Genomic DNA, 23653 nt, shown 5'->3' with positions numbered 1-23653 from the left:
ACACTACTTGTTTTTAAATTGTACTGTTTCTGGGTCTACAACGTACTATAAAATATAATTTTTATGTAGAAATTCAAGCTTTAAGGGCAGTATTAGAAGTTAATTCAAAAGACAATTTTCGTAACAGATCTGCTACAAAAGTAGATAGTCCCGTATTATTCTTCAAGTTTATATTCTTTGATTTCTTTGCTCAAAAAGTAACCAAGCACGGTTCTGATAAGGACGACACCACCCAGAAGTAAAAGCTCCTCACTGGAGGGGTCTCTCAAAGTTCCAAGGATGGCAACTACAATATAAAACTCAAGCCCAAAAAGTACTTTTTTTGTAAGCCCTTTTCTGACCTTTTCCAGATTGTAGGGTCTTTTTAACACTTCACGGAGGAAAAGCTGAAATGTTGCTTTTAGACCTCCGTAGATTATAATAGCTGTGCCTACTGCTTCAAAGAGCAATTCGAAGACCAGAAGGAATGTCTCTATATATTCTGAGACCATCTTGTACCTCTCACACTACTTCTGAAGGTTCATCTTCAATCAAAGTTATATTCTCTTCCTCTCTACTGAGAAAATGGCTAAGAAGGATCCGAACTAATACAACAGCCCCTACCAGCAGGAGATCTTCTAATGAGTGCCTTCTAAGGGTTTCAAGCAAATCTGCAATAATCAGGAGCTCGAGTCCCAGGATTATCCTGTCTGTAAATTCTCGCCTTACTCTCTGGTAACTTCCAGGTCTTTTAAAAACTTCTATATATAAGATTTTATACATAGTCCTTAGTCCCCCATATATTATAATGAGCGCGCTAACAATCTCGAAGTACTGCACAAAGATCTCCAGAACTAAGACAAGAAATTCCACTACCATACTTCCCCTTCCAAAATTCCAGCCCCACAACAAACTCCCTAAATAGATGATGTCTTAAAAATTAAGACTTCTTAAAACCAAGACTTTTAGTCCATTGCATAATATGTTTCGGAAAATCTCCCCAGCCAGTTTTTATTTCACGTGTTTCAGTATGATCCTGATATAATATTTGCTTTATCTCAAAAGGTTTAGCTTCAAAGATTATTCTATGAATTTTGTTACGTTAAAAATTCGTTTTTGCAATGTAAAATCTGAAAATTTTCCTAATCTCTATCCAGAAAGTAGTGACTATTACCACAATCAGAATAATTTCCCACACCCATAGAGGAAGAAAGGTAGTCTTCAAATAAGGGAAAAACGTGGGGATATTTGTCATTGCTTTGGTAAGCACAATCATTCCGGCAAGCCATAATGACGCAAAACGATTTGAAAAAATACCCTGTTTCAGGAGAGGAAGCTGCCTTTGCTTCATATTTAGTGCAAGGCAGATATGTCCAAGTAACCAGGTTGAGAACGCTGCAGTCTGTGCAAGGACAAGGTCACCTGTATGGTAATATAAAAAAATATAAAGAACAGTTATTCCTGATGCCAGTCCGATACCATTTACAAATATTTTCTTCAATATGGTTGATTTCAAATGCTCTTGAATATTTTCTGGCATACGTTGTAATAAATCAGGTTCTTTCTGCTCAGTAACAAATATAGTTGAAGAAGCAAGATCCATCAGCAGCTCAACTATAATTATATGAATTGGATTAAGAGGAAAAGGAATTCCAAGTATTAGAGGAATCAGGAAAATTGAAAGCAGTATTGCTTTAGCAGTAAGATAATATGTAATCCCTTTCTGGAAATTGTCCAGGGATTTCCTGCCGTTTGCTATTGCATCTGGAATGTGAATATAATTGTCATCAGTTAATACAAGATCGGCACTTTCTTTTGCCAGGTCAGTACCTACTTTTCCCATCGCTATGCCCACATTAGCTGATTTTATTGCGGCGGCATCATTTATGCCGTCCCCAATCATAGCAACTTTTTCCCCATTGGCCTGTAAGGCCTTTATCAGCCGAAGCTTCTGGAGTGGAGCAACTCGTGCAAATACTCCAGTTTTCTTTACCACCTCCACAAGCTCTTCGTCTTCCAGGCTCTCGATCTGATCGCCAGTTACTACTTCTCCTCTTAATCCTATTTTTTCTGCGATTGCTTTAGCAGTACCGGGGTGATCTCCGGTAACAATAACCGTTTTTACTCCAGCCATCTCAAGCGAAGCTATGGCTTCTTTCACGCCTTCCCGGATTGGATCTGTCAATACTGCAAGAGCAACGAAATCAAGATCTTTTAGCTTGTCAGTTTCTGGTTTATCTAAAATACGCACAGCATAAGCAACTACACGTTCGCCAGCAGCAGTTTCTTTTTCTAAAATCTCAAGCAATTTTTCCTTTTCTCTTTCGGAAAGGTTTGAGCTGTTAATAAGTATCTCAGGTTTTCCTGCTATTGCGTGGAGAAAGCCATTATCTTTTTTGTATACAAGTACACGCCAGGGCTGGCCCTTGGCAAAACCAGTGAATATGTCGGGAGGGAATTTTTTACCCTGAATCTTTCCAAGTGCTTCCAGAACTGCTTCGTCTGTTGGGTCTTTTGAATGTTCTGGAAGCGACAGAAGTATTTTTTCTCTCACGTCAGATTGCTCTAGTGATAGTTCTAATTTATCTCCTTCAGCAGAAATAAATTTCTTAAGGCATATTTTATTTTCTGTAACTGTCCCTGTTTTATCTGTTACGACCACAGTTACAAAACCAAGTGTTTCCGTGCCTCTCAAACGTTTTGTTATAACGTTTTCTTTTGCAAGTTCAAAGGAAGCCAGTGCAAGTGCCATTGTAATTATAATTGGAGGTTGCCCTGGGACCATCAGGAATGTCAAAGCTAACCAGGTAATTACCATTTGCTGAAAATCCTGACCTCTCAATACTCCTATGCCAGGTATAATAAGACTAACTGCAACTGCAACAACTGCTAGCATTTTTGCCAGATTTATCATGGCAATTTGGAGATAGGTGTTTTCTTTTTCTGTTATCTGCACTTCTCTTGCGATTTTGCCAAATTCACTTTTCTCTCCAACAGCAGTAACAAGTACAGTTCCTTCACCGTCAAGGACGATAGTGCCTGAAAATACGGAGTTAGTTCTCTCTGTAAGTGGCGCTTCTTCCGGAACCTCAGATTCAGTATCTTTCCTCAATGGAGTTGATTCACCTGTTAGCGTGGATTCATCAACAACCAGGCCTTTGCTTTCAATAATTCGACCATCAGCAGGAACACGAACTCCTGGGGATAAGACAATCAGATCCCCAGCTACAAGCTCAGATGATGCAATCTCCAGTTTATTTCCTGCTCTGATAACGGTTGATGTTGGCTGTGCCAGTGCTTTTAGCTGTTTGAGAGCACGATCAGTTCTTGCTTTATTAATCAATTCTATGAGAATGTAAGCTATGACGACAAAAACCATTACAGCGGCTTCTAAAAACCTGGAGAATATAAAGGAGAGGGCGGCTATAGAAAGAAGCAGCAGCATCATGGGCGATTTCATTCCTTCAATAAGAAGAAAAAAAGCACTGGCAGGTTTGAGTTCGGCAAATGTATTTTTACCAAATCTCTCAGCATTTTTTTGAACCTGCTTTTCTGAGAGACCAGTTCTTATGTCAGTCTTGTAAAAATTTACAAGATCTGAAATTGAGCCAGCCCACCATTTCGATAAATCTGTCATACACTCCCCATGTTACAGTACAGATAAGGTGATATAAAGACCAATGCTGTCGAATTTAGTTGTAAAACGAACAAAAAGAATAATCCAGATTTACTTACTCTTGACCTGATGGGGAGGATGCTCGTAACCCTCCGCATTCCCGAAGTAATAAAAAGAGGGTTAGCTTATACCCTACATTAAGCATTTTGCATAATCATGGTACTAAAGTCACCATTTTCCTGACTGCAAAATAGTGTTTGAGTATTAATAATTAGAAAAACTTGAAAATTTAACTAGGATTCGATAAAAACTTGCTCCGGATTTATCTCCGGAGCGAGCAGGTGCAGTATAGTTACTCTTTCTTAACAAGTCCATTATAATTACTCTATCTTAATAAGTCCAGTATAGTTCCTCTTTCTTATTAATCTCTGGTTACAGACCCGGAATTTCTCCGTGCTCTATATTGTAGGTTTTTACAGCTTTCGGAGCTCCGAGCAGGAGTTTTCGGATTCTATTGTACACGCTCGGATATTTTTGGGGATCAAGTTCTCCGAGGAGGTCTGCCAGAATTTTTACCAGTGGAATATGGTATTTTGTTTCCATCAGGTCTATGTTTGCAAAGGCATTGAGCAGGTTGACTGTAGTGTACTCGTTTACAGGAGCAAGCTTTCTAAGGATCTCTGCAAAGAGAGCCCTGCCTTCTTCGGTCTGGAGTGATTTTTTCCGGTTACGGGCAAAGCTGCCGTAAAGGGCTCGCTGATCATTTGCCTGCTCTATCCTGAAAGCATCTGACCTTTCCATTTCCCTTACGAGCTCCACGGCGTCAATGCTACTGTTGCTTCCTATTGCGGAAAGGAAAGTTTCCCAGGCAACAAGATTTTTCTTTGATTCTGCTTCAAAGGCTCTCAGTATCTCAACCTTGTCAGGTGCCGAACTGTCCATGTACGCAGAGAATGCGCTCAGCCGGTCCGTTGCACAGGTTGCAGTTTCAAACTGCTGCTTTATCATGGCATGAATATCCGGAGTATCAAGAGTTGCAAGGATGCTAAGACAGATATTTTTAGCCTGCCTGTATTTGATTGCCCTGGCGGTCTCTTCAAGCGTAGAATCCATGGGAGTTGAGCCACTTTCAAAGTAACGGTAGGCTGAAATCACGGAGTTCTTGTACTTCCAGGCAATTGCTTTCAGAAGGGATTGCTTTACATCATAAAGTGCCTGATACCTGTGGGCAAATTCTTCATCTTCTACGGATTCAAAAATGGTCAGGAACTGTCCACCGGCTTTTTCAAGAAGCTGCCGGTCATTCAGGAGCCTGTAGTATAGCTCGATAAATTCCTCAGAGGGTCTCGATCTTGGATTCTTAAGTAACCTGAGCTTTTCTCTGTCAACCAGGGTGTAAAAAGCCATAAATCTGCCTATGGTATCCCTATCCTTTCTAACCTGCATCAGAAGTTCGTCCTGGCTCGCCCTGTATATGAGCTTCCCGTAGAAAGAATAGCCCCTGTTAAGGGAAAGGAAGGCTGGCATATCCACATTCTCAATTGTAAGCTCGGCAGTTTCCCCGCTTACTCGTTCGAGGATCTCAGCAAGGTCATTCCCGTTTTCGTCCACAAGGGCTGCCCTGAACGGGAATTCCCAGGGTTTTGCGCCGGCGGGGACCCTCTGTTTGAGGAAGAATTTGAATTTCCGCTCACCCCGGTTATATTCGGCTGAAACCTCGACTACAGGAAACTTTGTCTGCCTCAGCCAGGTCTCGGACATTTCCTTTAAAGGCTGCCCGCTTTCTTCTTCCATAGCTTCGATCCAGTCCTGAGTGCTTGCATTGGAGTGCTGGAACTTTTTAAAGTACCTGTCAAGACCTCTGACAAATGTATCCTTTCCTATAAGGGTTTCAACCATCCGCACATATTCTGGGGCTTTTACATAAGTAACTGCGGTAATCAAGTCGTTAGGGTCGTTGAAGCCTTCAGGAATGATCGGCATGGAAGCCGCTCCAGAATCCAGGGCAAATGTCCCAGACACAGGCGCAAGCAGCTCAAGCACCCTATCAAGCCTCTGGTAATCCTCGCCAAAGAAAAAGGCGTGAAACTGCTCTTCGACATGCACGGTCACAGCTTCATTCAGCCAGATCTCAAACGGGCTTCTTCCCGTGACCTCGGACCCGTTCTGGTTGTGATGATATTCGTGCACCTTTACCTTTACCATATATTCAAAAGCAGAGTCAACCATCTGAGGGAAAGGCATTATCTTATTTGTGGTAATTGTGGTATTCCCGACATTTTCCATGCCCCCGAAGTCCGAGTTCTGCATCCCGATTTCCCTGTATACCGTGCCTGTGTACCTGTACCCGGGAGTGATGGTTGCGTCAAGCTCGGCAAGCCTGTACCTGAGCATTTCAAGTTCTTCCAGCGTAGTTTCGGGCTTTGTTTCATATTTCATCTTCTCCCGCCTGCGGACAAGCTCCCAGATCTCCTTCCTGACAGGCAGTTTTTCCTCATCGAACTGCTCGGGCCCTGTGAAAAGGTAAACCCACATAACCGCATCGTGCAGAATATCAAGTGCTTTTTCGGCAGCGGATGCCTCGGACGCCGGCGGCACGAGCAGTTCCAGCATGAAAGTCCTTCCGTCAGGATACTCGAATTCTCTCTTAAATGTCGCATAAGTCCCAACCCCAAGGAAAAAGAGATAAGGTGCCATCGGCGTGACTGAGTTGTCATAAACGATCTTGTCCCGCCCAGGCTTTATTGTATGCCTCTCAACCACGACGTCCCCATTTGTAATCAGGTTCGTATACCGCGAATCCGCAATAATGGTAGTGGTATACGTGCATTTTGCAGTCATATCATCAATGCACGGCACAATCCTCTGGAACCCCCACTGCTGGCACTGCGTGATCTGCTGTGGAGGGGCCCCTGCCGGCGTCTCGTCATAGTACAGCCCCTCAAGAATATGCTTTGTTGGTCTGCAAACCGTATCCGTGACAATCGCAACCTCAGTATGCGGCGGAATCTCTTCTCTGAAATTAATCTCAAGAATCGCATCATCTTTCCGGTACCTGTAAGAAACCTCACACTGTATGCAGCTCACAGCCCGAATCTCAAGATCTCTGCAGTTCAATTCCAGCTTTTCAATAGGGGCATCCTTTGTTCTCACCCTGAGCATGGATTTCACATTTGTCCTGTCATCATAAACGTCAAATACAAGATCCATATGCAAAACATCAACCGTAAGTTCCCCGAAATCCTCCGGATAATACTTGTAAAGCCTGTTCTTCATAAAGGGATCACCGAATAAAGTTATACTTGGGATAGAGAAGGGAGGGATGAGATTTAAAGGTGTAGTTTTTGAGAAGAGAACTTATTTCTTATTATACACAATTAAAAGTTTCTTCAATAATTTAACTCTGGCATATTTTTACATGATTGAAATTTAGATGATTTCTGAAATTTCACTAAGCTGAAAATAAAAAGATAACGCAATGTCTTATAACGAAATCAGTTTCTATACTTAGGCAATATGCAAAAATGAATTGTAATCAAACAAAAAATATTCTATAATTTGGGGACAGTTAACCTTTAATGGATTAGTTTTACCTGATATGTAAGTTTTAGGAATATAATCAGTTCTAAGGTGGACATATACCTTGATTCTGGAAAAATGAAAGTTTGGATTTTAAAGTTAGTATTATCCATTAACCAATCGTGTTTGTAGTTTGAATTTTGAGCTAGTCTTTAAGGGTCGAAGGATAATACTTTTTTAATTTGATCTGAAGATCTTCTCATCTCGAAAATATTTTGCATTAATATATTAGGACATTGCAATAAAATTAATGCTAAAGTTAAGATCAAAAATTTTATCAATATAATTTATCTATATACATTATATTTGCCTTTTATAAAATAAATAGACAAACTCCTATAACTATCTTCTTGGCTCGAAGACTGTTAACATTGTTTTTCATTATTTGTCAGTTATTTGTTAGCCCATTGGTTCCATCAAGTCGTTATCGATAGATATGTTTTGATGATTGAAAAGCTTCATATAAGGTGGAAGGATGTCTGAAAGAAGTATACTAAAAGTTTTAAAAATTTCAACTATATATCTCTTAACAGGCTGTTTTTTAACGGGGTGTGTTATGAGCGCGTGTGCCTCATCTGAATATTCAACAGATTCGGATTATTACAGCAACGAAACAGAAACATCTGACTATACGGAAACAGGAACCTTAGGGAATATAGAGACTATAGATCCTAACACTTCAGAAACCACAGATATACCTACATGGAGTCCGAAATCACCTTCAACTAAAGAGCTCCCCAACCTTGATTTTCCGAAATCACCTTCAACTAAAGAGCTCCCCAACCTTGATATTCCGAAATCACCTTCAACTAAAGATCTCCCCAAACTTGATTTTCCGAAATCACCTTCAACTAAAGAGCTCCCCAACCTTGATTTTCCGAAATCACCTTCAACTAAAGAGCTCCCCAACTTTGATTTTCCGAAATCACCTTCAACTAAAGATCTCCCCAAACTTGATTTTCCGAAATCACCTTCAACTAAAGATCTCCCCAAACTTGATTTTCCGAAATCACCTTCAACTAAAGAGCTCCCCAACTTTGATTTTCCGAAATCACCTATAGATAAGCCCATTTACCCACAAACAAAAGAACCCACAGATAATGGGGAATTCTCTGCTAGCGTGCAATTGTATGGCGAAAAGACAGATGTTACCTTGGGAGAAGATATTTTACTCAAACTTTCTGCTGTAAATTTGATCACAAAACCGACAATGCACGTCCAGGTAATCCTTCTTCCACCTTCGGGAATGAGTGTAACATCCTCTGAGTTTGTTCTGTCTGGAGCTGGTCAGTATACAACTACTTATGAACTTGAGCCTGGACAGGGAAAAGATATTGAAGTAAGGATTAAATCCAATCAGGTAGGAAACTTTGATGTCACTGGCAAAGTAATCTACTATTTTGTAGATGATCCTGAAAATGCAGAGTATTACACACTCAATCTACCAATAAAAGTTAACGAAGGGGCATTATCCGGCTCACAGTCTACTCCCACTGAAATTTCGGGATTTGGGTCATTTATAGCGCTTATAGGGCTTTTATCTTTCTATGCATTGAAAAGACGAGATCTTTAAGTTGATACAGGGGATGTGTAACTCCAGTTTTCTTCATAAAACTCTACGCTGGGTGCAGATCACATTCCTTTTATTTCAAAAAAGATGCAGTCTGACTTCGATTTTTATAGCCTTCTGTCCTTACCATGAGCAGGAACTTGATATTTTTTCTATCATTATGAGCATTAAATTTCATATCTATGTGTAAGCGTTAATAGTAAGTTCCCCAGAATTCAGGTGATGTTTACAAAGACTATTCTTCATAAAGAAGCACTAAGTAAAATTATAAGTTATGTAATTAGGTAGAAATGGAAGACAAAAAGGAATAGTCTGAAGATGGATATTCATATCTACATTATACAGTGATTAGAAGATTTTTGTTACTCACTTAAATTCATTTATTTTCCTTTTTGTCATAATATTTATGTTTATTTATAAAATTTATCAGAATAGATATATTCTAATATAAAAAAGATAATATTTCTCCAATTTTTTCGAAAAATTATTATATGTGTCACTTCATACCCTCAAAAATATCGTTATTAGAAGACATTCAATCTTGAATGGTTTTCTATCAGTTTACTTGTGTTATTTCCAAATTTTTCTTAAATTTCAATTGGAATGTCACATCCTATTGAAAGTCACGGGTATTCTACCCAATCGTATACTCGGGTTTCAGGAATCATATACTTGAAATGAGAAAGCAACAACAGTGAGGTGTAAATTTTTAACGAGGGATAACTTTTTCGCAAATTGTTTACTCGTTTTTTTCTCTCTTTCTGCAAGTGCGCCTTTAAAGTAATAAAATTTATGAAATTGAAAAGAGTGTAAATATGTCTAAATTAAATATTTTTAGAGTTGTTTTATGTTGTTTTTTATTTGTAGTTCTCGCGTGTATGCCTGCAGCATCATCTGAATCTTTAGCCGAGTCTAAGCATCCTTATTCAAACAACTTTGAATATACATGGTCTAATATAAGCGAGCCTGGTGCGACTGAAATAAGGCTTCATTTTTCAGATTTAGATATTGGTAGGTACGATAAGTTAACTATTTTAGATAAGTATGGAAATGATCTTGTAACCTATTCTGGCATCACAAAAGCAGACTTCTGGACAGAATGGTATGTAGGGGATACATTAAAAGTTAAACTTATAACAGGTAACTCGGGGACTGCATACGGGTTTAAAATTGACGAGGTAGAGGGCAGATCAGATATGTGCATATCTAATAGCTCTTTACCCGAGTCGTATCATCCTTATGCGAACAACTTTGTATATAAATGGCCTGATATAAGCAAGCCTGGTGCCACTCAGATACGAATCCACTTTGAAAGCCTTAATCTTGCTGACACCTACGATAAACTCATTCTTTATGATAAGTATGACAATGAACTTGTGACCTATAGTCGTTTTCAGTCAGGTAATGATTTCTGGACAAAATGGTACACAGGAGATACATTAAAAGTTAAACTTATAACAGGTAACTCGGGGACTGCTTATGGTTTCAAAATTGATAAAGGCGAAATTAAAAATGATAAAAACATAACAACTGTTTTTACTGAATCTGCAAAAACATTGGATCCTACTACTGAAAAAGTTGGGCATAATTCTGGAGAAGATTCTGATGACTTACAAAAATACATGGATCGTTTTCATAATGTGAGTGTAGAGATTGCAGTTACTTTGAATATCTTAGAAGAAGAGGATAACCAATCATGGATGTATAGAAATATACAATGGGTTTTTAGCGGAATAGGAGGTACTTTGCTTGTATCTATAGGCGGACTTATGAAAAGATGGAAAGATAAAAAATCAGACAATGAAAACTCAGAAGATAAAAAATTGGAAAGCAACTGATTGTCTAGCAATCAAAAATACTCTCGCGCCTCTGTTATAGATTCCATAAGATAAACAAAAGTAATATTGTTTGTCCCTATAAAGCTTCATAGCAAAGTAGAAGGATAAATATTGTGTAATTTCCCTGTGTATTATGGGGAATTTTTCATCCTCGCAGCTCGCTGGGGGTATTTTACTGAAATAGAATTTACTCTCAAAACTCTCCCCTATCTGAAAGTTTGAACCTTATGCATTTTAAGGCTCTCGGCATTAAAGATAGCTCCTTATTATAGGAAAAGCCAGTGTTCTATTATCTTATCATATCTCAGCAATTAATATACATCCCAAACCCGCAACCTAAAATTCACTATCACATCCTCAATCCCCCCTCCTACTTCGCAAACTATATATATCATCCCCAACAAATAATAGTACTGTATAAAAGTCTCTAATTTGGAGAGTGTTTTTTCAAATAATGCTACACCAGAGGATCAATGATGGACTAAACCTTCAGATGCATCCATTGAAATTTTCAGCTTTTTATCTCATTTTAGGAGTTCCGTGAAAGCCAGCCTTTATGCTCTTGCGGGGGACCCTATTTAATTTTGAGCAGTTTGAAGCTGATAGCAGTAAAACCTGATGAAAAAACACAAAAACAAATTAAAACAAAATAGAGAGCTAAAACAACAGAAAAACGAGCGAAATAAAGAGTACTTTTAGCACCTTTATTTGCGAGGTTTGAAACAAAATGTCAGAAGAATCCGACGATTCAGATAGTAGTGATAGTAGCAGCCATCAGAAAATGCTCACATTAGCCGGAATGGTTCTGTGTGCGATACAGTTTGCGTTCTTCGTATACATGATATTAAAGTTTGTAGAGCTGGACTTTGCCCAGGGCTTTAAATTCATGCTGCTTGCATACACTTCAGCGTTCATTTACAAGAACCTTGAGAATTCCGGGAAAATTCCCGTTGTAGCAGCCGAGAACTGATGACTGTGTGGCTTTGATTTAAAGCTCCACACCTCCTACAGAAGCTATCTGCTTTAATTTTTTTCCTTTTTCTATTTCTTTAATCTTTTTTGATTTTCTCCTTCTTTTTAGGCATGTCAATCCTTTGCTATTCTTTTCTGTTATTTGCTATTAGTTGATTTCAGTTTAGTAGAAATTAATACAAACCTTTTAATGTGATTTTACCTCCTTTGATGTAGAAAGTTATTAGTCTGTGGAAACATAAGGAGCAAATAAGTCCCGGCGTTGAAAAAAAGAAATAACTGAGTTCTTCGGGCAGGAGAGAAATCTTTGATTTACAAATAGAAAAAGAGATATAGGATTATTTTTTAGTACCATCAATAACTCTTTTAAGGGATAAACATGGATTTTATTTTGCAGATTGATTCCGATTACTCGCTTCAGGAAGCAAGCGAGGTTATTCGCTCGGCTCTGGAACATGAGAAGCACCTTGCAAAATACAAAATAGATCGCTACTCCATGATCTGTGATGAATTTGAGGATCAGTACGATCTTGTTTCCTCCGAATTCATTAAAAAATTCGAAGCAGGCGAACTTATCTATGATGACAAATATTTTGAATGGTATGCGGCAAAGCGAGGGCTTGACCACTGGAAGAAAAAGCTGGCTCTTCTCAAAGATATCAGATTCTAACCTGCCAGAATATGGTCGCGCGAAGTATAATTTAAAAACGGATCTAAACATTAACCGAAAAGCTGCTTGAAAAATCCTTCCCACTCTCACGCTATTTTAAGATTTATATTTTTTCTTCTATATAAGATTCGATGAGTATTGTAACGCTATTTTAAGATTACTTCAGGATACTTTAGGATTATTTTAAGATTATTTTAAAATTATTCTATAACCTATGTATCATTATTCTACAGTTATATCTCATTAATTTGCTGTCTAAAAGCCACAGCCATCTGTTTTATTTCTTTAATCATTCCTCAACAGTATAAAATTAATGGAAATGTATATATAGTTGCCATGCTGTCTCCTCATTATAATCTTTTTGGTGGTGTTAGGATAGGCGCAAAAATTGGGTTAACAGAACTGATCTTTCGGTCTGAAAAACGCAGGGATCTACTTATTTTTCTTAAAGACAGGCCCAGATCCATAGATGAGATCCAGGCACATCTGCATGTAAATTCGGTCTCCATTCTCCCCCAGCTCAAAAAACTGAAGGATAGAAAACTGGTCATACAGAAAGACCGCACTTATGAGCTTTCTACTATGGGAAAAGCGATTGTAGATAGAATGGCTCCTCTTTTAGAAACCCTGGAAGTGCTCGAAGATAATTTCGATTACTGGTCACAGAGGAATCTCGAAGGAATTCCTCCGGTCTTGCGAAGTCGAATCGGAGACTTGAAGAACTGTAAGCTTATCCGTCCGGATCTGAGTCATATGTTTGAACTGGACCCCGAGTATGTAGAAAACCTTCTCATTTCAAGGCAGGTTTTCGGCTTCAGTTCTTATTTCCATCCCTCGTTTATCCCTCTTTACCTGGAGATTGCAAAAAGAGAGGCTGAAATTTCTATAATGCTCACCGAACCCGTATTAAAAAGGTTTAAAACCGATTATCTCGAAGATTTGAGAACTCTGATTAATTTTGAACATGTCAACCTTTCCCTTTTCACGAAAGATCCAAAACTTGCAGGTTTTACTGTTACAGACAGATTCTTCCTGCTCACCGTTCTCCCAAAGATAAAGTTTTTTGAACACGAAAGCCTGTTAAGTTTCAGGCCCGAGGCTCTCAGATGGGGTACAGACCTTTTCTCGCATATGCAAAAGGAAGCCGTTCAGGTAAAAGAGATTTGAATTCCGAGTTTTACAACTCTTCTGATATCAAAATGATCCCTCTTACAATGAGTCTCAAGATAATTCAAGCAAGATATTTTCCTTATAGGTTGGATTATGATTCGTGGAAGGTAAACTGGCTGAGTAACCTAAAGATTATACTGATAGAAAGTTGAAGTCTGAAGAAAACTGGTTAAAATCCTCTAGCGTAATATGACCTTCTATCGTATTGACGCTAACACCTCTCACAGGGCTTGCCGCAGGATAAATATAAAATGAACAGACAGGAGGCTTGAAAGTAGGAATGCTTGAGAGATAGGAAGTATTGATTTATGAGGCTTTCAGGAAAGCTTAAACATATAACCTCAAGATAACAAACCTGCAAGATTCCCTATTTATCACAATCATTTAATGGAATAAATGACTAATATTGAAGGGGATAGGTATGAGTTTCACGCTTAATATTGAAACCGATTTCTCGTCTCAAGAAGTGACTGAGGCTATCCGTTCGGCTCTTGAGCACGAAAAGCACGTTGCCAGGTATAAGATTAAACGTTACTCTACGATCTGCAATGAATTCGAAACGAGATTCGGGCTCAGTTCCGCAGAGCTCCGGAGAAATTTCGAAAATGGGGAAATAACTAATAAAAGTAATTTTTTTGACTGGTATGCAGCAAAAAGAGAGCTAGATCACTGGAACAAAAGGCTTGAGATTCTTTCAGGCGTTTCTTTTTAAATAGTGGGCTCAGGGATTCAATTTATTATTCTATGTCTTTTCCAGGTAACTTATCTTCTGGTTTGAATAAATTACTTTTTAAAGCTCTACTCTATAATTCTGATTTTTTTCTATGGAGTTTACTTATTTTTGCCTTTGATCAGGTATCTGTGTCGTACTATCAAAAATGCAGCAAGCAAATTATTTATTTGTGTACAGATATTAAGGCTAATTATTTTCCATAGCAAGAATAATTAAACTTAATGCCTGATTTGCTCTTATTATCTGTCTTATTATTGATGTATATGGAGATCAAATTCCTTCTCTCGAGCGATTCTGGGTATTGGGTTTTCTATAAAATAAGCTGAGGTGTTTAATCTGGTTAAAAATATTATTAAAAGTATGGTAGGGGAAGCTCTCGTAGGTTCTGGTCCGGAAATTGCACACATAGACCTTGTTATCGGGCCAAGAGGAGGGCCAGTTGAAGCAGCATTTATTAACTCGCTTGCAATGCCCAGGCAGGGTCATACCCCACTTCTCGCAGTTCTTGAACCAAATCTCCAACCTAAACCCATGACACTGCTTGTAAACAAGGTAACGATAAAGAATGCATCGCAGGCTGCCCTTATGTTCGGGCCGGCTCAGGCTGCGGTAGCAAAGGCAGTTATGGATTCCGTGGCTGATGGCGTGCTCCCTCAAGAGCAGGCAGATGACACTTTTATTATTGTTTCCGTCTTTATCGAGTGGGATGCAAAAGACAATGACAAAGTTTACGAATATAACTATGAAGCGACAAAGCTTGCAATAGCAAGGGCAATGGAAGGCAGCCCGACTGTTGAAGAAGCGCTTGCTAAGAAAGATTCCGCAAAACACCCATTTGCCTGAGCCTATTATTCAGCTCAATCTAATTTCAAAAATAGTTTATTTCGGGTTGAATAATGATTCAACCTTTGTTCTTTCTTTGCGGCAGGATACAAGCCAGCATAGATGCGGTATTTTTAACAATGGTTTTTTACCAGGATCAAATTCAGAATATCGCAATCTGTAAGGCTGTTGCAGATACTGCAGTAAGCTTTTTCTGCCCTGACTCTTCCATTATGTACTGGTTTTTTTCCAGACCTGACACTCTGTAAGACTTACTGTAAGTTAAAAGGTAGACTCAGGAGAGATACAAGATAGGGCAGATTACAAGGACAATAGCCTTTAAAAACTTCATATATTTATACCTGATCCTTTCTTTCTCTGGTTTCTTTGCCGAGATAGTTCCTGCGGGGACTAAAATTTCTGAGTTATGATTATTTTTATAGGTTTTATCCTTTCAGGCTTTTTCCAGCATTTAAAAGGATCAGACAGTAGACCAAAAACAGGATACTGTGTAAAAAATAAAAGCGCTGGCAGATAAATATTTATAATAAGTATAAGTAGTTTATTTTGAGGTAAAAACATAAGAACTTTACAGTGGGGGAATTGTATACATGAAAATTAGAGTAGTTAGTTCCAGAGAGGAGATATTCACTCTCAATCCTAATGAACGTGTTGTTCACTTGGCTTTCAGGCCGTCGAACAAGGATATTTTTGCACTTGTCGAAACCTGCCCGAAAATTGAGGTAATTCAATTACCCAAATCTTACAGGCGTACGGTTTCAAAGTCCATAGAGATGTTTCTTGAGATGCAGAGGATTCAGCTTATTGAAGGCGATGTCTGGGGTCACAGGAAGGATATTAACGAGTATTACAGTATTCCTTCCTCAGTGATTGAGAAAATCAGAGAACTGAAATCGGAGGGTACACCTGCTGAGAGAATTGAAGAAAAGGTCGCAAGGGAAAGCAAACTTAACCCTGAAATGGTTGCTTATATCCTGACCAAGGAAGCTTCTGCCTGAGAATGACTCTCATGCCGAAATTTCCGCTGGATTCTTAAGTGCAGGTAAAATCAATAGTATCAATTCTGAGAATATCTCTATTATCCAGGTTCCAGCTTTAACATTTAACTTAAGGAGCCTGAAAAAGGCTCCCTGACCCGGGGTGGTAGCGTGAGCTTTCCACAGCAGGGTGACTCTATACGTTTTTTAATTTTAAATCTCTCCATCCTGTCTCTTTTATCTGATAAGTAGTTTTTACTTACTGCTTGTTTACAGCCTCATTTTCTATATCGAAGCTTAACATGGAAGAAAAGAATCTTTAATCTATTCAAATAAAAAAGTAGGAAACAGTGGCTCTGTAGAAAACCTACTTAATCGTCATTAATAGACTTAAAGTTCTCAGCAAAATTGAATCAGGCAATTCAGTTTTAATTTGTTAAGATTGGTTATTTCAGAGGATTTCTACAGAGCCGAAACAGTAGTAACTTATATATCTTTGATGGCTTTAATCTTTTTAGCCACATAAAACTCGAGAGGAGACTGAAGGGTTGCAATTAGAACTTCTAGAGCTGATTTTTCTTTCCAACAGACGAAAGCAGTTATTACTCTTTCTGAAAGATGGGCCAAAAAATATGGATGAAATTAAGGGAGCCCTTGATGTAACATCCACTGCTATTCTGCCTCAGATAAAAAAATTAAAAGAAAAATCCCTGGTTGTTCAGGAAGAAAAAAGCTATAGACTCTCGCTTATAGGAAAGGTCCTTGTTGAAAAAATGCAGCCACTCGTAAATATAGTTGACGTCTTTGAGGATAATTTTGACTACTGGGCTGAAAGGGATCTTCAGGGAATTCCTCCTGCTTTTAGAAAGCGGCTTGGAGAACTCAAAAAGTCTAAACTGATTCAACCCGATCTGGACAGGATGTTCGAGCTTGATCCAGAAATCGTTGAAAACATTTCAAAATCCACTCGTATTCTTGAATGCATAGCTTACTTTGATCCTTCACTTATTTCTATATGTCAGGAACTTGCAAAAGATGGGGTTGAATTCTCTTTTCTTATGTCAGAACCCGTTTTTCAACGTTATTCTGTGGATTACCTTGAAGATTTCCGAAGTATGCTTTCCCTTGAAAACACAAAATTTTTCCTTTACTCTGGAGAACTCAGGATCGCGAATCTTACTGTAACCGATAGATTTGTCATGATTTCCCTTTTCCCGAAAAATCAGAAACATTTCGATAGGGAAAGTCTGATAAGTTATGATCCTTCTGCTCTTAAGTTTGGAGACGAGCTTTTTGACGAACTACTCAGAAATTCTACCCGGATTAGTCAAATACCAAATGAATAAACTGGCAACCAGTAACCTGGGATCAACAATCCTCTCTCACAAGCCTTTTGAAAAAAACTGCTTGAGCGCAAACTTTTTGAAAAAAAGTTTGATCAAAAACCGGCGTGACGGCGTGGTCAAGCGGCTCAACGGTTGGTGATAATCATAAACTTTTTAAGAAAAGGTTTGATCACAAGCCTTTTCGTAAAAGGATTGCAACACAACGGTCGCGATGCAACGCTTCTTGCATTCATGAGGGCTAGTTATAATTCAGACATGGAGAAAAGTTAAAAAAATGAAGGGCAAGCCTCCGAACGCAAAAATTTTAATATATATGGAGAGCTCAGTCGACTATTCCACCTGTGTTTGCAGAGTGGACGGAACGCTGGTACCTGGCAAGGTAACCTGTAACTTCCTTTTTCAGTGGTACAAAAGTAGCCTTCCGTTGCTTAAGCTCTTCTTCTGAAACTTTCAGGTTCAGGATTCTCTCAGGAATATTGATTTCTATCATATCCCCGGTTTTTACCAGGGCTATTGGTCCTCCTTCACTGGCTTCTGGAGAGACGTGCCCTATACATGGCCCGCGAGTGCCTCCGGAGAAGCGTCCATCAGTAACCAGAGCTACTGACTCCAGCAAACCCATGCCTCCGATTGCGGCGGTAGCTGCAAGCATTTCCCGCATACCAGGACCACCTTTTGGGCCTTCATAGCGGATGACGACAATATCTCCGGGTTTTACCTCTCCTGCAAGGATGCTCTCCATAGCATCTTCTTCACGGTCATAAACCCGCGCAGGGCCTGTATGAACGCACATTTTCGGATCAACGGCTGCCTGTTTAACAACCGAGCCGTCAGGGGCGAGGCTACCTTTAAGGACTGCGATTCCTCCCTCGGCATGAATGGGCGCTTCAAGAGTTGCAATTATTTCTTTATTGAGCTTCGGGTTAACAATCTCAAATTCACTCAGATTTTCCTCGATAGTTTTGCCATTCACTGTAAGCTGATCCAGATAGAGTTTGGAGGAAAGTCTCTGCATGACTGCCTGAACTCCGCCTGCTCTGTCAAAATGCAGCATAAAATTTGGTCCGCCTGGACGCAGTGAGATTAGATGGGGAGTTGTCCTGCTCAGTTCATCAAATTTCTCAAGAGGAAGAGTCAGCCCGAATTCGTGGGCAATGGCGGGAAGGTGCAGAGTTGTATTTGTGCTTCCCCCAATCGCCATATCAACCATTATAGCGTTTTCAAGTGATTTGAAGTTGACAATCTTTCTTGGAGTCAGGTTCTCATGGACCATCTCAACTATGCGCTCGCCCGATTCCTTGGAAATACGTACCTTTTTTGCGTCTACTGCATGGGCCGTTGCACAGCCCGGAAGGCTCAACCCCAGGGCTTCGGTCATGCAGGCCATAGTATTTGCGGTAAACATCCCTGCACAGGACCCGGCTCCTGCACAGGAAAGATTTTCAAGCCTTTTTAGGTCAGCCTCTGAGAGTTTACCTGCCCTATACGCTCCCACACCTTCGAAAACCGAGATAAGGTCTGTATATTTGTCGTCGACATAACCCGGAAGCATAGGCCCTCCGGTTACAACAATTGCAGGAATATCAAGTCTGCCTGCTGCCATAAGATGGCCTGGCACAATTTTATCGCAGGAAGGGATAAGGACAATACCGTCGAACTGGTGGGCTTTAACCATAAGCTCTATTGTATCTTCAATAACCTCTCTGCTGGGAAGGGAATATTTCATGCCCTCATGCCCCATTGCGATTCCGTCACATACCCCTATAGTATGGAATTCAAAAGGAACCCCTCCAGCGTTCCTGATTCCGGCTTTCACGGCTTCTGCAAGTTTATTTAGATGGATATGACCAGGAATTATATCGTTCCAGGAATTTACAACTGCGATAAACGGCTTCCTCATCTCGGAATCTGTTACTCCTGTAGCTTTCAGAAGTGAACGGTTGGGAGCACGTTCCGGTCCTTCTTTGATAATAGCACTTCTCATTGCAAATCTCCTTACAGTTTAATGATGAGAGTTAAGTATAATGTATAGGTAGGAAAAAAACCTCATAGTATAAACAGGTTGGGGAAAAATTGCAAAAAAGAAGATGAAGATACCGGAACGTTTGAAGAAAAAGAGCTGGAAGGCTGGATGAAAGATAATCAATATGACTGGTATAGTGCGACCAGAATAGAAAGCCTGCCTGAAAAACATAAGTAAAAGATCTGGCAGGAATAACTGTTTTCGAATAATATATAAGCCAGTAGAGGATAAAAAGTCTTGTCAGAACTGCGAAAAATTTCAGCATTTTGCACAAAAGGGTAACATATTATAATAATATCCAAATATTTATATATTCAATCTTAGCTTTGAGCCAGTAGCATGGTGAACGGGCCTGCTCTTGACCACATTTACAAGATCACACCCTAAAAACGAACACAATTTAAAAGCAATCCGGCAGGACTATACCCGTTCACAGTTTATTCTATTTTTAATCTAGTAAATGCGCACATAGTTTTTACATAATCTTTAATTTGAATTCTGTATAATTAGAGCCTTTCTTAACATGTTTTAATGGATTTCTGAACAGCAGACTCATACAGGAGTAAGGATTCTTACTACTTTCCAGGATATATAAAATTTAATTATGGAAATAGAGTCTGATATATGAAACCGAATTTTGGCTCTGTAGAAATCCTTAATTTAATCCATAATAATTGTATTACTTTTTTGTTTATATTATAGACTATTAGTTTAACTTTTACTTCTTTTACTTGATTTCTAACCTTTCTTGCTCTTAATGTTTCTCCAAATTTTCTTTTTACAACAGATATTATTGTCTCTACTATATTCCTTCTATTGTATTTGATCTTATCAAAGTCTTTGTTTAATTGTTTTCTATATTTTCCGTTTATTCTCTTTCTTTTTCTTTCTCTCAAAGGTACTATTGAATCTGCTTTTATCTCTTCTCTTATTAGAGTATGAATTTCTTCGGAATCATATCCTTTATCCATCACATAACATTGAGACTTTCTTGACTTGTTTGATTGTCTTATCAGAGTCTTTGCATGCTTGACATCATGATCTGTTTTTTGGCTAATTTTCCATCCTAATATTACTTTTTTAATAGTGTCTACTGATATTGAAGTTTTAAGGAAGCTCCTTCGGAGCTTCCCTGTTCTCTTAGAATAATAATGACTTGCATAAGAACTCGTAAATCCTGTTGCATCAATTGCCGTAATGAGAACTTTTTCTCCATGTGAGTAAAATAGTTTTAGAGTTTTTGACAAAATTAGGTTAAACAATGAAGAGGGAATTCTGGACACAAACTTTTGAAGAGTAGTGTAATGAGGAACCTTATCAAGGTCAAGTTTTTCCTTTATATTGTTCATGAGGTCAACAAGTTCTACAAAGTCACGGTAGTCTGTACTTATATACTCCTTCAATAAAACAAGAACAAGAAGCTGATGTTGAGTATAAACACGTTTGGAATATTTGCAGGAGTAAAGGTTCAGTCTGGAAGACTGAACCGTTTTAAGACTGAGATCAATAAATTTAATATACTTATTTGATGACAATAGCAATTGCTCCTTTGTTTTTTGTGTGGACAAAAAAATTAAGGAGCATTTTTACAATTTTATTTTTATAATTTTTGGGTAAAAACAGAATTTAGAGGATTTCTACAGAGCCCGAATTTTTAAGAATTATAAACTGACTTGTCTAGAGTTATGAGCATTTTACATTGATATAAATCTGAAAATAGGATAAGGTAACCAAGAAAACGAAGTTTAATGGAAACGTAATTATATAAATGAAATATAGATTAAAAGAAAGAAAACAGGAGAAAAGTGGATACTACAGAGCGCTGTACAGGTGGTTAAAAAGTGGATGAGAGTTCGAAGGGTAAAGAAGCTTTAAATGCAAATTTCCAGACTGCTAGCAATGGAAATAACTTGAGAGGTGAGGCTCTCCAGGCTACTCTGGAAAAAGAAGAAACTCTGAGAATGATGATTAACAACAGCCATGTAGTGCTCTTTCTCTGGAAGAACGAAAACAAATGGCCTGTAGAGTTTGTCTCCGAAAACGTGACAAAGTTCGGATACACGACAGAAGACTTCACTTCTGGCAGGGTGAGGCATAAAGACATAATATATTCAGCAGATCTTAAGAGGGTTGAACAGGAATTTGAGAAAAGAGTAAAAAGCGGAGTTTCTGCGTTCGGCATGGAGTACAGGATTGTTACGAAAGCAGGAGATGTGCGGTGGATAAATGAAAGAACATTTATCCAGAGAAATGCAGACGGAGAAGCAACGCACTTCCAGGGAGTGGTGCTCGATATCACCAAACGGAAGAAAAGCGAAGAAGAACTGGAAAAAACTCTTAAAATGCAACAGGTGCTGACGACAGCAATTAACAACAGCCCTGCAGTTATCTTTCTCTGGAAAAATGAAAAGTTCTGGCCTTCGATTTTCGTCTCGGATAATGTGATACAGTTTGGGTATACGGTTGACGATTTCCTCTCACAGAAGATTCAATACGGGCGAATCATACATCCAGATGACCTGAGAAGAGTAGAAGAGGAACTGGAAAGGAGCATCCAGAAAGGAGAGGTAAGCTTCAGTTCGGAATACAGGATTTTCACAAAAGCTGGAGACATGCTGTGGGTAACCGAGAAAACCTTTATCCAGAGAGAAAAGGATGGAAGGGTAGCCTGCTTTCAGGGAATAGTACTGGATATAACCCATAGAAAGAGAATTGAGAATGCCCTCAGGAAGTCGCTCGAGATGCAGAAAACGCTGAGAACCATAATTAATAAAAGCCCGACAATAGCTTTTTTATGGAAATATGTAGAAAACTGGCCTGTAGTTTTTGTGTCTGAGAATATAACGCAGTTAGGGTACTCGGTAGAAGACTTCCTTTCTGGAAATATACTTTACGGGAACATAATCCACAGAGATGATATCCAGGCAGTCGCCGAAAGTCTGGCACGCTCAGTAAGAGAAGGATATGATTCCTTCGAGATGGAGTACAGAATTTTTACGAAAGATAGCAGAGTACGCTGGGTTGAAGAGCGAACATTTATCCAACGAGACAGTAAAGGCGAGGCTACCCATCTTCAGGGAATAATTATAGATGTGACTGAGAGAAAAGAAGCTGAGAAAATGCTTGATATCCAGAGGGAACTGGGTGTGTCCCTCAGTTCTACCTGGAATCTTCAAACCATGCTCAACAAGATCCTTGATGCTTGTCTGACTATAGAAGAGATAGATGCCGCAGGTATATATTTGAAAGACGAGCTTCTGGACCAGATTAATCTGGTTGCACACAGAGGACTTTCTTCCGAATTCGTGAAAAGTGTTTCAACGTACAGTGCAGATTCTCCTGAAGCGCGGCAAATCTGGACTGAAAAACCTGTCTACAGGATGGACTTTTTTTCAGATGAAATGACAGACATTATCAGGAAGGAAAAAATCACTGCTGTAGCCGTGATCCCCATGAAGCACCGGGGAGAGATTATAGGCAGCCTTAACTTTGCTTCTCATACAATAGACCGAATTCCCCAGCATGTACGCAATTTCCTTGAAAGTATTGCCCTCCAGGTAGTAAATTATATAGCCCCTATCCGTATAGTGGCAGATCTTGGGTAATATCTTTTCGTACCAGAGGTCAGCCTGGCTCTGGACGAAACCCTTATTTAAAATAATTTTTATAATTAATACAGGGTTGAAAGTGAGAAAATCCTGGGACTTGCCTTACTTTACCGGACTGGGAAAAATATGCAAGCCTGTCTTTGCTCACTTTTTGTCCATTACTGGAGTTAATAAAGGATTTTACGCAGGATGGGGGATAAGATTGAAAGCAATAGTAGTTTATCTCAGTACCTCTGGGAATACGAAAATTATGGCCGAAGCAATAGCCAGCGGGATTGAATCAAAACACGTGGATGCAAAAGCAGTTAGCTTTTATGATGTAAAAACTGAAGATCTCAATGAAGCTGATGCAATCGCTGTTGGCTCCTCAACCTTTTACTATAGAATGCTGCAACCCATGGAAAAATTCATGGACGAAACTCTTGCTTCCACAAATCCGAAAGGGAAGTTGGGAGCTGCTTTTGGGTCTTACGGGTGGAGTGGAGAGGCACCTATACTGATAGCCGAAAAGATGCGAGAGATGGGGATGACTGTTATAGATCCCGTGCTCAGGATCCTGCACAAACCTACAGATAAGGATGTGCAGGAATGCAAAAGACTCGGTGTCGACATTGCCGAAAAGATGAAGCAAAGAAGCAAAGCGTCACAACCACAAGGAACACCCAGTTAAATAGGTTTTGAATGCAATAAAAACTACACATACTACTTACTTCAAGTCCTGTAACCACG

19 protein-coding genes are annotated in these 23653 nt (G+C 39.2%); 13 read left to right on the top strand and 6 right to left on the bottom strand.

Annotated features, from left to right (window positions below; translation table 11 throughout):
- Positions 1-155: 155 nt before the first annotated feature.
- The 4 genes from AOB57_RS02540 to AOB57_RS02525 form a co-directional block, all read right to left on the bottom strand.
- The gene (locus AOB57_RS02540; RefSeq protein ID WP_054298499.1) at positions 156-491 is read right to left on the bottom strand and encodes a DUF1622 domain-containing protein; all 336 of its coding nucleotides are present in this window, start codon (positions 489-491) and stop codon (positions 156-158) included.
- 10 nt (positions 492-501) lie between these two features.
- Complete coding sequence (locus AOB57_RS02535; RefSeq protein ID WP_054298498.1) at positions 502-858, bottom strand: DUF1622 domain-containing protein; 357 nt, start codon at positions 856-858, stop codon at positions 502-504.
- 223 nt (positions 859-1081) lie between these two features.
- Positions 1082-3616 (bottom strand): cation-translocating P-type ATPase, encoded by a 2535-nt coding sequence (locus tag AOB57_RS02530; protein WP_054298497.1) that lies wholly within the window; start codon positions 3614-3616, stop codon positions 1082-1084.
- Positions 3617-4027: 411 nt separating this feature from the next.
- On the bottom strand, positions 4028-6871 hold the full coding sequence (locus tag AOB57_RS02525; RefSeq protein ID WP_054298496.1) for a M1 family metallopeptidase: 2844 nt from the start codon (positions 6869-6871) through the stop codon (positions 4028-4030).
- Between the two features lie 859 nt (positions 6872-7730).
- On the opposite strand from AOB57_RS02525, the gene AOB57_RS02520 reads away from it, so the two are divergent.
- The 10 genes from AOB57_RS02520 to AOB57_RS02475 all read left to right on the top strand — a co-directional run bounded on the left by AOB57_RS02520 (position 7731) and on the right by AOB57_RS02475 (position 17293).
- Positions 7731-8747: a hypothetical protein gene (locus AOB57_RS02520; RefSeq protein ID WP_054298495.1), complete on the top strand. Its 1017-nt coding sequence runs from the start codon at positions 7731-7733 to the stop codon at positions 8745-8747.
- Between the two features lie 812 nt (positions 8748-9559).
- Positions 9560-10582 (top strand): CUB domain-containing protein, encoded by a 1023-nt coding sequence (locus AOB57_RS02515; RefSeq protein WP_054298494.1) that lies wholly within the window; start codon positions 9560-9562, stop codon positions 10580-10582.
- 727 nt (positions 10583-11309) lie between these two features.
- Entirely contained in the window at positions 11310-11552 is a 243-nt protein-coding gene (locus AOB57_RS02510) for a hypothetical protein (RefSeq protein WP_054298493.1), read from the top strand.
- 381 nt (positions 11553-11933) lie between these two features.
- Positions 11934-12224, top strand: a complete 291-nt coding sequence (locus AOB57_RS02505; RefSeq protein WP_054298492.1) for a hypothetical protein — start codon at positions 11934-11936, stop codon at positions 12222-12224.
- A gap of 336 nt (positions 12225-12560) precedes the next feature.
- Complete coding sequence (locus tag AOB57_RS02500; protein WP_054298491.1) at positions 12561-13391, top strand: helix-turn-helix transcriptional regulator; 831 nt, start codon at positions 12561-12563, stop codon at positions 13389-13391.
- Between the two features lie 424 nt (positions 13392-13815).
- Positions 13816-14106 carry a hypothetical protein gene (locus AOB57_RS02495; RefSeq protein WP_054298490.1) on the top strand — a complete coding sequence of 97 codons (291 nt, stop codon included), beginning with the start codon at positions 13816-13818 and terminating at the stop codon, positions 14104-14106.
- 381 nt (positions 14107-14487) lie between these two features.
- Positions 14488-14970, top strand: coding sequence for a formaldehyde-activating enzyme (fae, locus tag AOB57_RS02490; RefSeq protein ID WP_054298489.1), 483 nt, complete (start codon positions 14488-14490; stop codon positions 14968-14970).
- 53 nt (positions 14971-15023) lie between these two features.
- Positions 15024-15218 carry a hypothetical protein gene (locus AOB57_RS02485; RefSeq protein ID WP_167829515.1) on the top strand — a complete coding sequence of 65 codons (195 nt, stop codon included), beginning with the start codon at positions 15024-15026 and terminating at the stop codon, positions 15216-15218.
- A 342-nt stretch (positions 15219-15560) separates the two neighbouring features.
- Positions 15561-15968, top strand: a complete 408-nt coding sequence (locus AOB57_RS02480; protein ID WP_011307044.1) for a DUF1699 family protein — start codon at positions 15561-15563, stop codon at positions 15966-15968.
- A gap of 611 nt (positions 15969-16579) precedes the next feature.
- Entirely contained in the window at positions 16580-17293 is a 714-nt protein-coding gene (locus AOB57_RS02475; RefSeq protein ID WP_226999606.1) for a helix-turn-helix transcriptional regulator, read from the top strand.
- 322 nt (positions 17294-17615) lie between these two features.
- On the opposite strand, the gene ilvD is transcribed toward AOB57_RS02475, so the two are convergent.
- Positions 17616-19277, bottom strand: a complete 1662-nt coding sequence (gene ilvD, locus AOB57_RS02470; protein WP_054298487.1) for a dihydroxy-acid dehydratase — start codon at positions 19275-19277, stop codon at positions 17616-17618.
- A gap of 78 nt (positions 19278-19355) precedes the next feature.
- Here ilvD and AOB57_RS02465 point away from each other — a divergent pair, with 78 nt between their 5' ends.
- Positions 19356-19493, top strand: a complete 138-nt coding sequence (locus tag AOB57_RS02465; protein WP_167829514.1) for a hypothetical protein — start codon at positions 19356-19358, stop codon at positions 19491-19493.
- A gap of 425 nt (positions 19494-19918) precedes the next feature.
- On the opposite strand, the gene AOB57_RS02460 is transcribed toward AOB57_RS02465, so the two are convergent.
- Positions 19919-20851 (bottom strand): IS5 family transposase, encoded by a 933-nt coding sequence (locus tag AOB57_RS02460; RefSeq protein WP_167829513.1) that lies wholly within the window; start codon positions 20849-20851, stop codon positions 19919-19921.
- A 306-nt stretch (positions 20852-21157) separates the two neighbouring features.
- Here AOB57_RS02460 and AOB57_RS02455 point away from each other — a divergent pair, with 306 nt between their 5' ends.
- Positions 21158-22921, top strand: a complete 1764-nt coding sequence (locus AOB57_RS02455; protein WP_054297814.1) for a PAS domain-containing protein — start codon at positions 21158-21160, stop codon at positions 22919-22921.
- 205 nt (positions 22922-23126) lie between these two features.
- A complete protein-coding gene (locus AOB57_RS02450) occupies positions 23127-23594 on the top strand; it encodes a flavodoxin domain-containing protein (protein ID WP_054297822.1) in 468 nt (155 codons plus the stop codon).
- The last annotated feature ends 59 nt before the right edge of the window (positions 23595-23653 follow it).

Source organism: Methanosarcina flavescens, assembly GCF_001304615.2.
Lineage (GTDB): Archaea > Halobacteriota > Methanosarcinia > Methanosarcinales > Methanosarcinaceae > Methanosarcina > Methanosarcina flavescens.
Note: the sequence above shows the minus strand (reverse complement) of the source record. Positions and strands in the feature narration are given on the sequence as shown.

Coding starts and splice junctions, on each gene's coding strand:
- AOB57_RS02515 (WP_054298494.1), top strand. CDS start 9,560: ATGTCTAAATTAAATATTTTTAGAGTTGTTTTATGTTGTTTTTTATTT.
- ilvD (WP_054298487.1), bottom strand. CDS start 19,277: ATGAGAAGTGCTATTATCAAAGAAGGACCGGAACGTGCTCCCAACCGT.
- AOB57_RS02510 (WP_054298493.1), top strand. CDS start 11,310: ATGTCAGAAGAATCCGACGATTCAGATAGTAGTGATAGTAGCAGCCAT.
- AOB57_RS02480 (WP_011307044.1), top strand. CDS start 15,561: ATGAAAATTAGAGTAGTTAGTTCCAGAGAGGAGATATTCACTCTCAAT.
- AOB57_RS02520 (WP_054298495.1), top strand. CDS start 7,731: ATGAGCGCGTGTGCCTCATCTGAATATTCAACAGATTCGGATTATTAC.
- AOB57_RS02495 (WP_054298490.1), top strand. CDS start 13,816: ATGAGTTTCACGCTTAATATTGAAACCGATTTCTCGTCTCAAGAAGTG.
- AOB57_RS02525 (WP_054298496.1), bottom strand. CDS start 6,871: ATGAAGAACAGGCTTTACAAGTATTATCCGGAGGATTTCGGGGAACTT.
- AOB57_RS02535 (WP_054298498.1), bottom strand. CDS start 858: ATGGTAGTGGAATTTCTTGTCTTAGTTCTGGAGATCTTTGTGCAGTAC.
- AOB57_RS02485 (WP_167829515.1), top strand. CDS start 15,024: ATGATTCAACCTTTGTTCTTTCTTTGCGGCAGGATACAAGCCAGCATA.
- AOB57_RS02530 (WP_054298497.1), bottom strand. CDS start 3,616: ATGACAGATTTATCGAAATGGTGGGCTGGCTCAATTTCAGATCTTGTA.
- AOB57_RS02500 (WP_054298491.1), top strand. CDS start 12,561: ATGCTGTCTCCTCATTATAATCTTTTTGGTGGTGTTAGGATAGGCGCA.
- AOB57_RS02540 (WP_054298499.1), bottom strand. CDS start 491: ATGGTCTCAGAATATATAGAGACATTCCTTCTGGTCTTCGAATTGCTC.
- fae (WP_054298489.1), top strand. CDS start 14,488: ATGGTAGGGGAAGCTCTCGTAGGTTCTGGTCCGGAAATTGCACACATA.
- AOB57_RS02475 (WP_226999606.1), top strand. CDS start 16,580: ATGGATGAAATTAAGGGAGCCCTTGATGTAACATCCACTGCTATTCTG.
- AOB57_RS02505 (WP_054298492.1), top strand. CDS start 11,934: ATGGATTTTATTTTGCAGATTGATTCCGATTACTCGCTTCAGGAAGCA.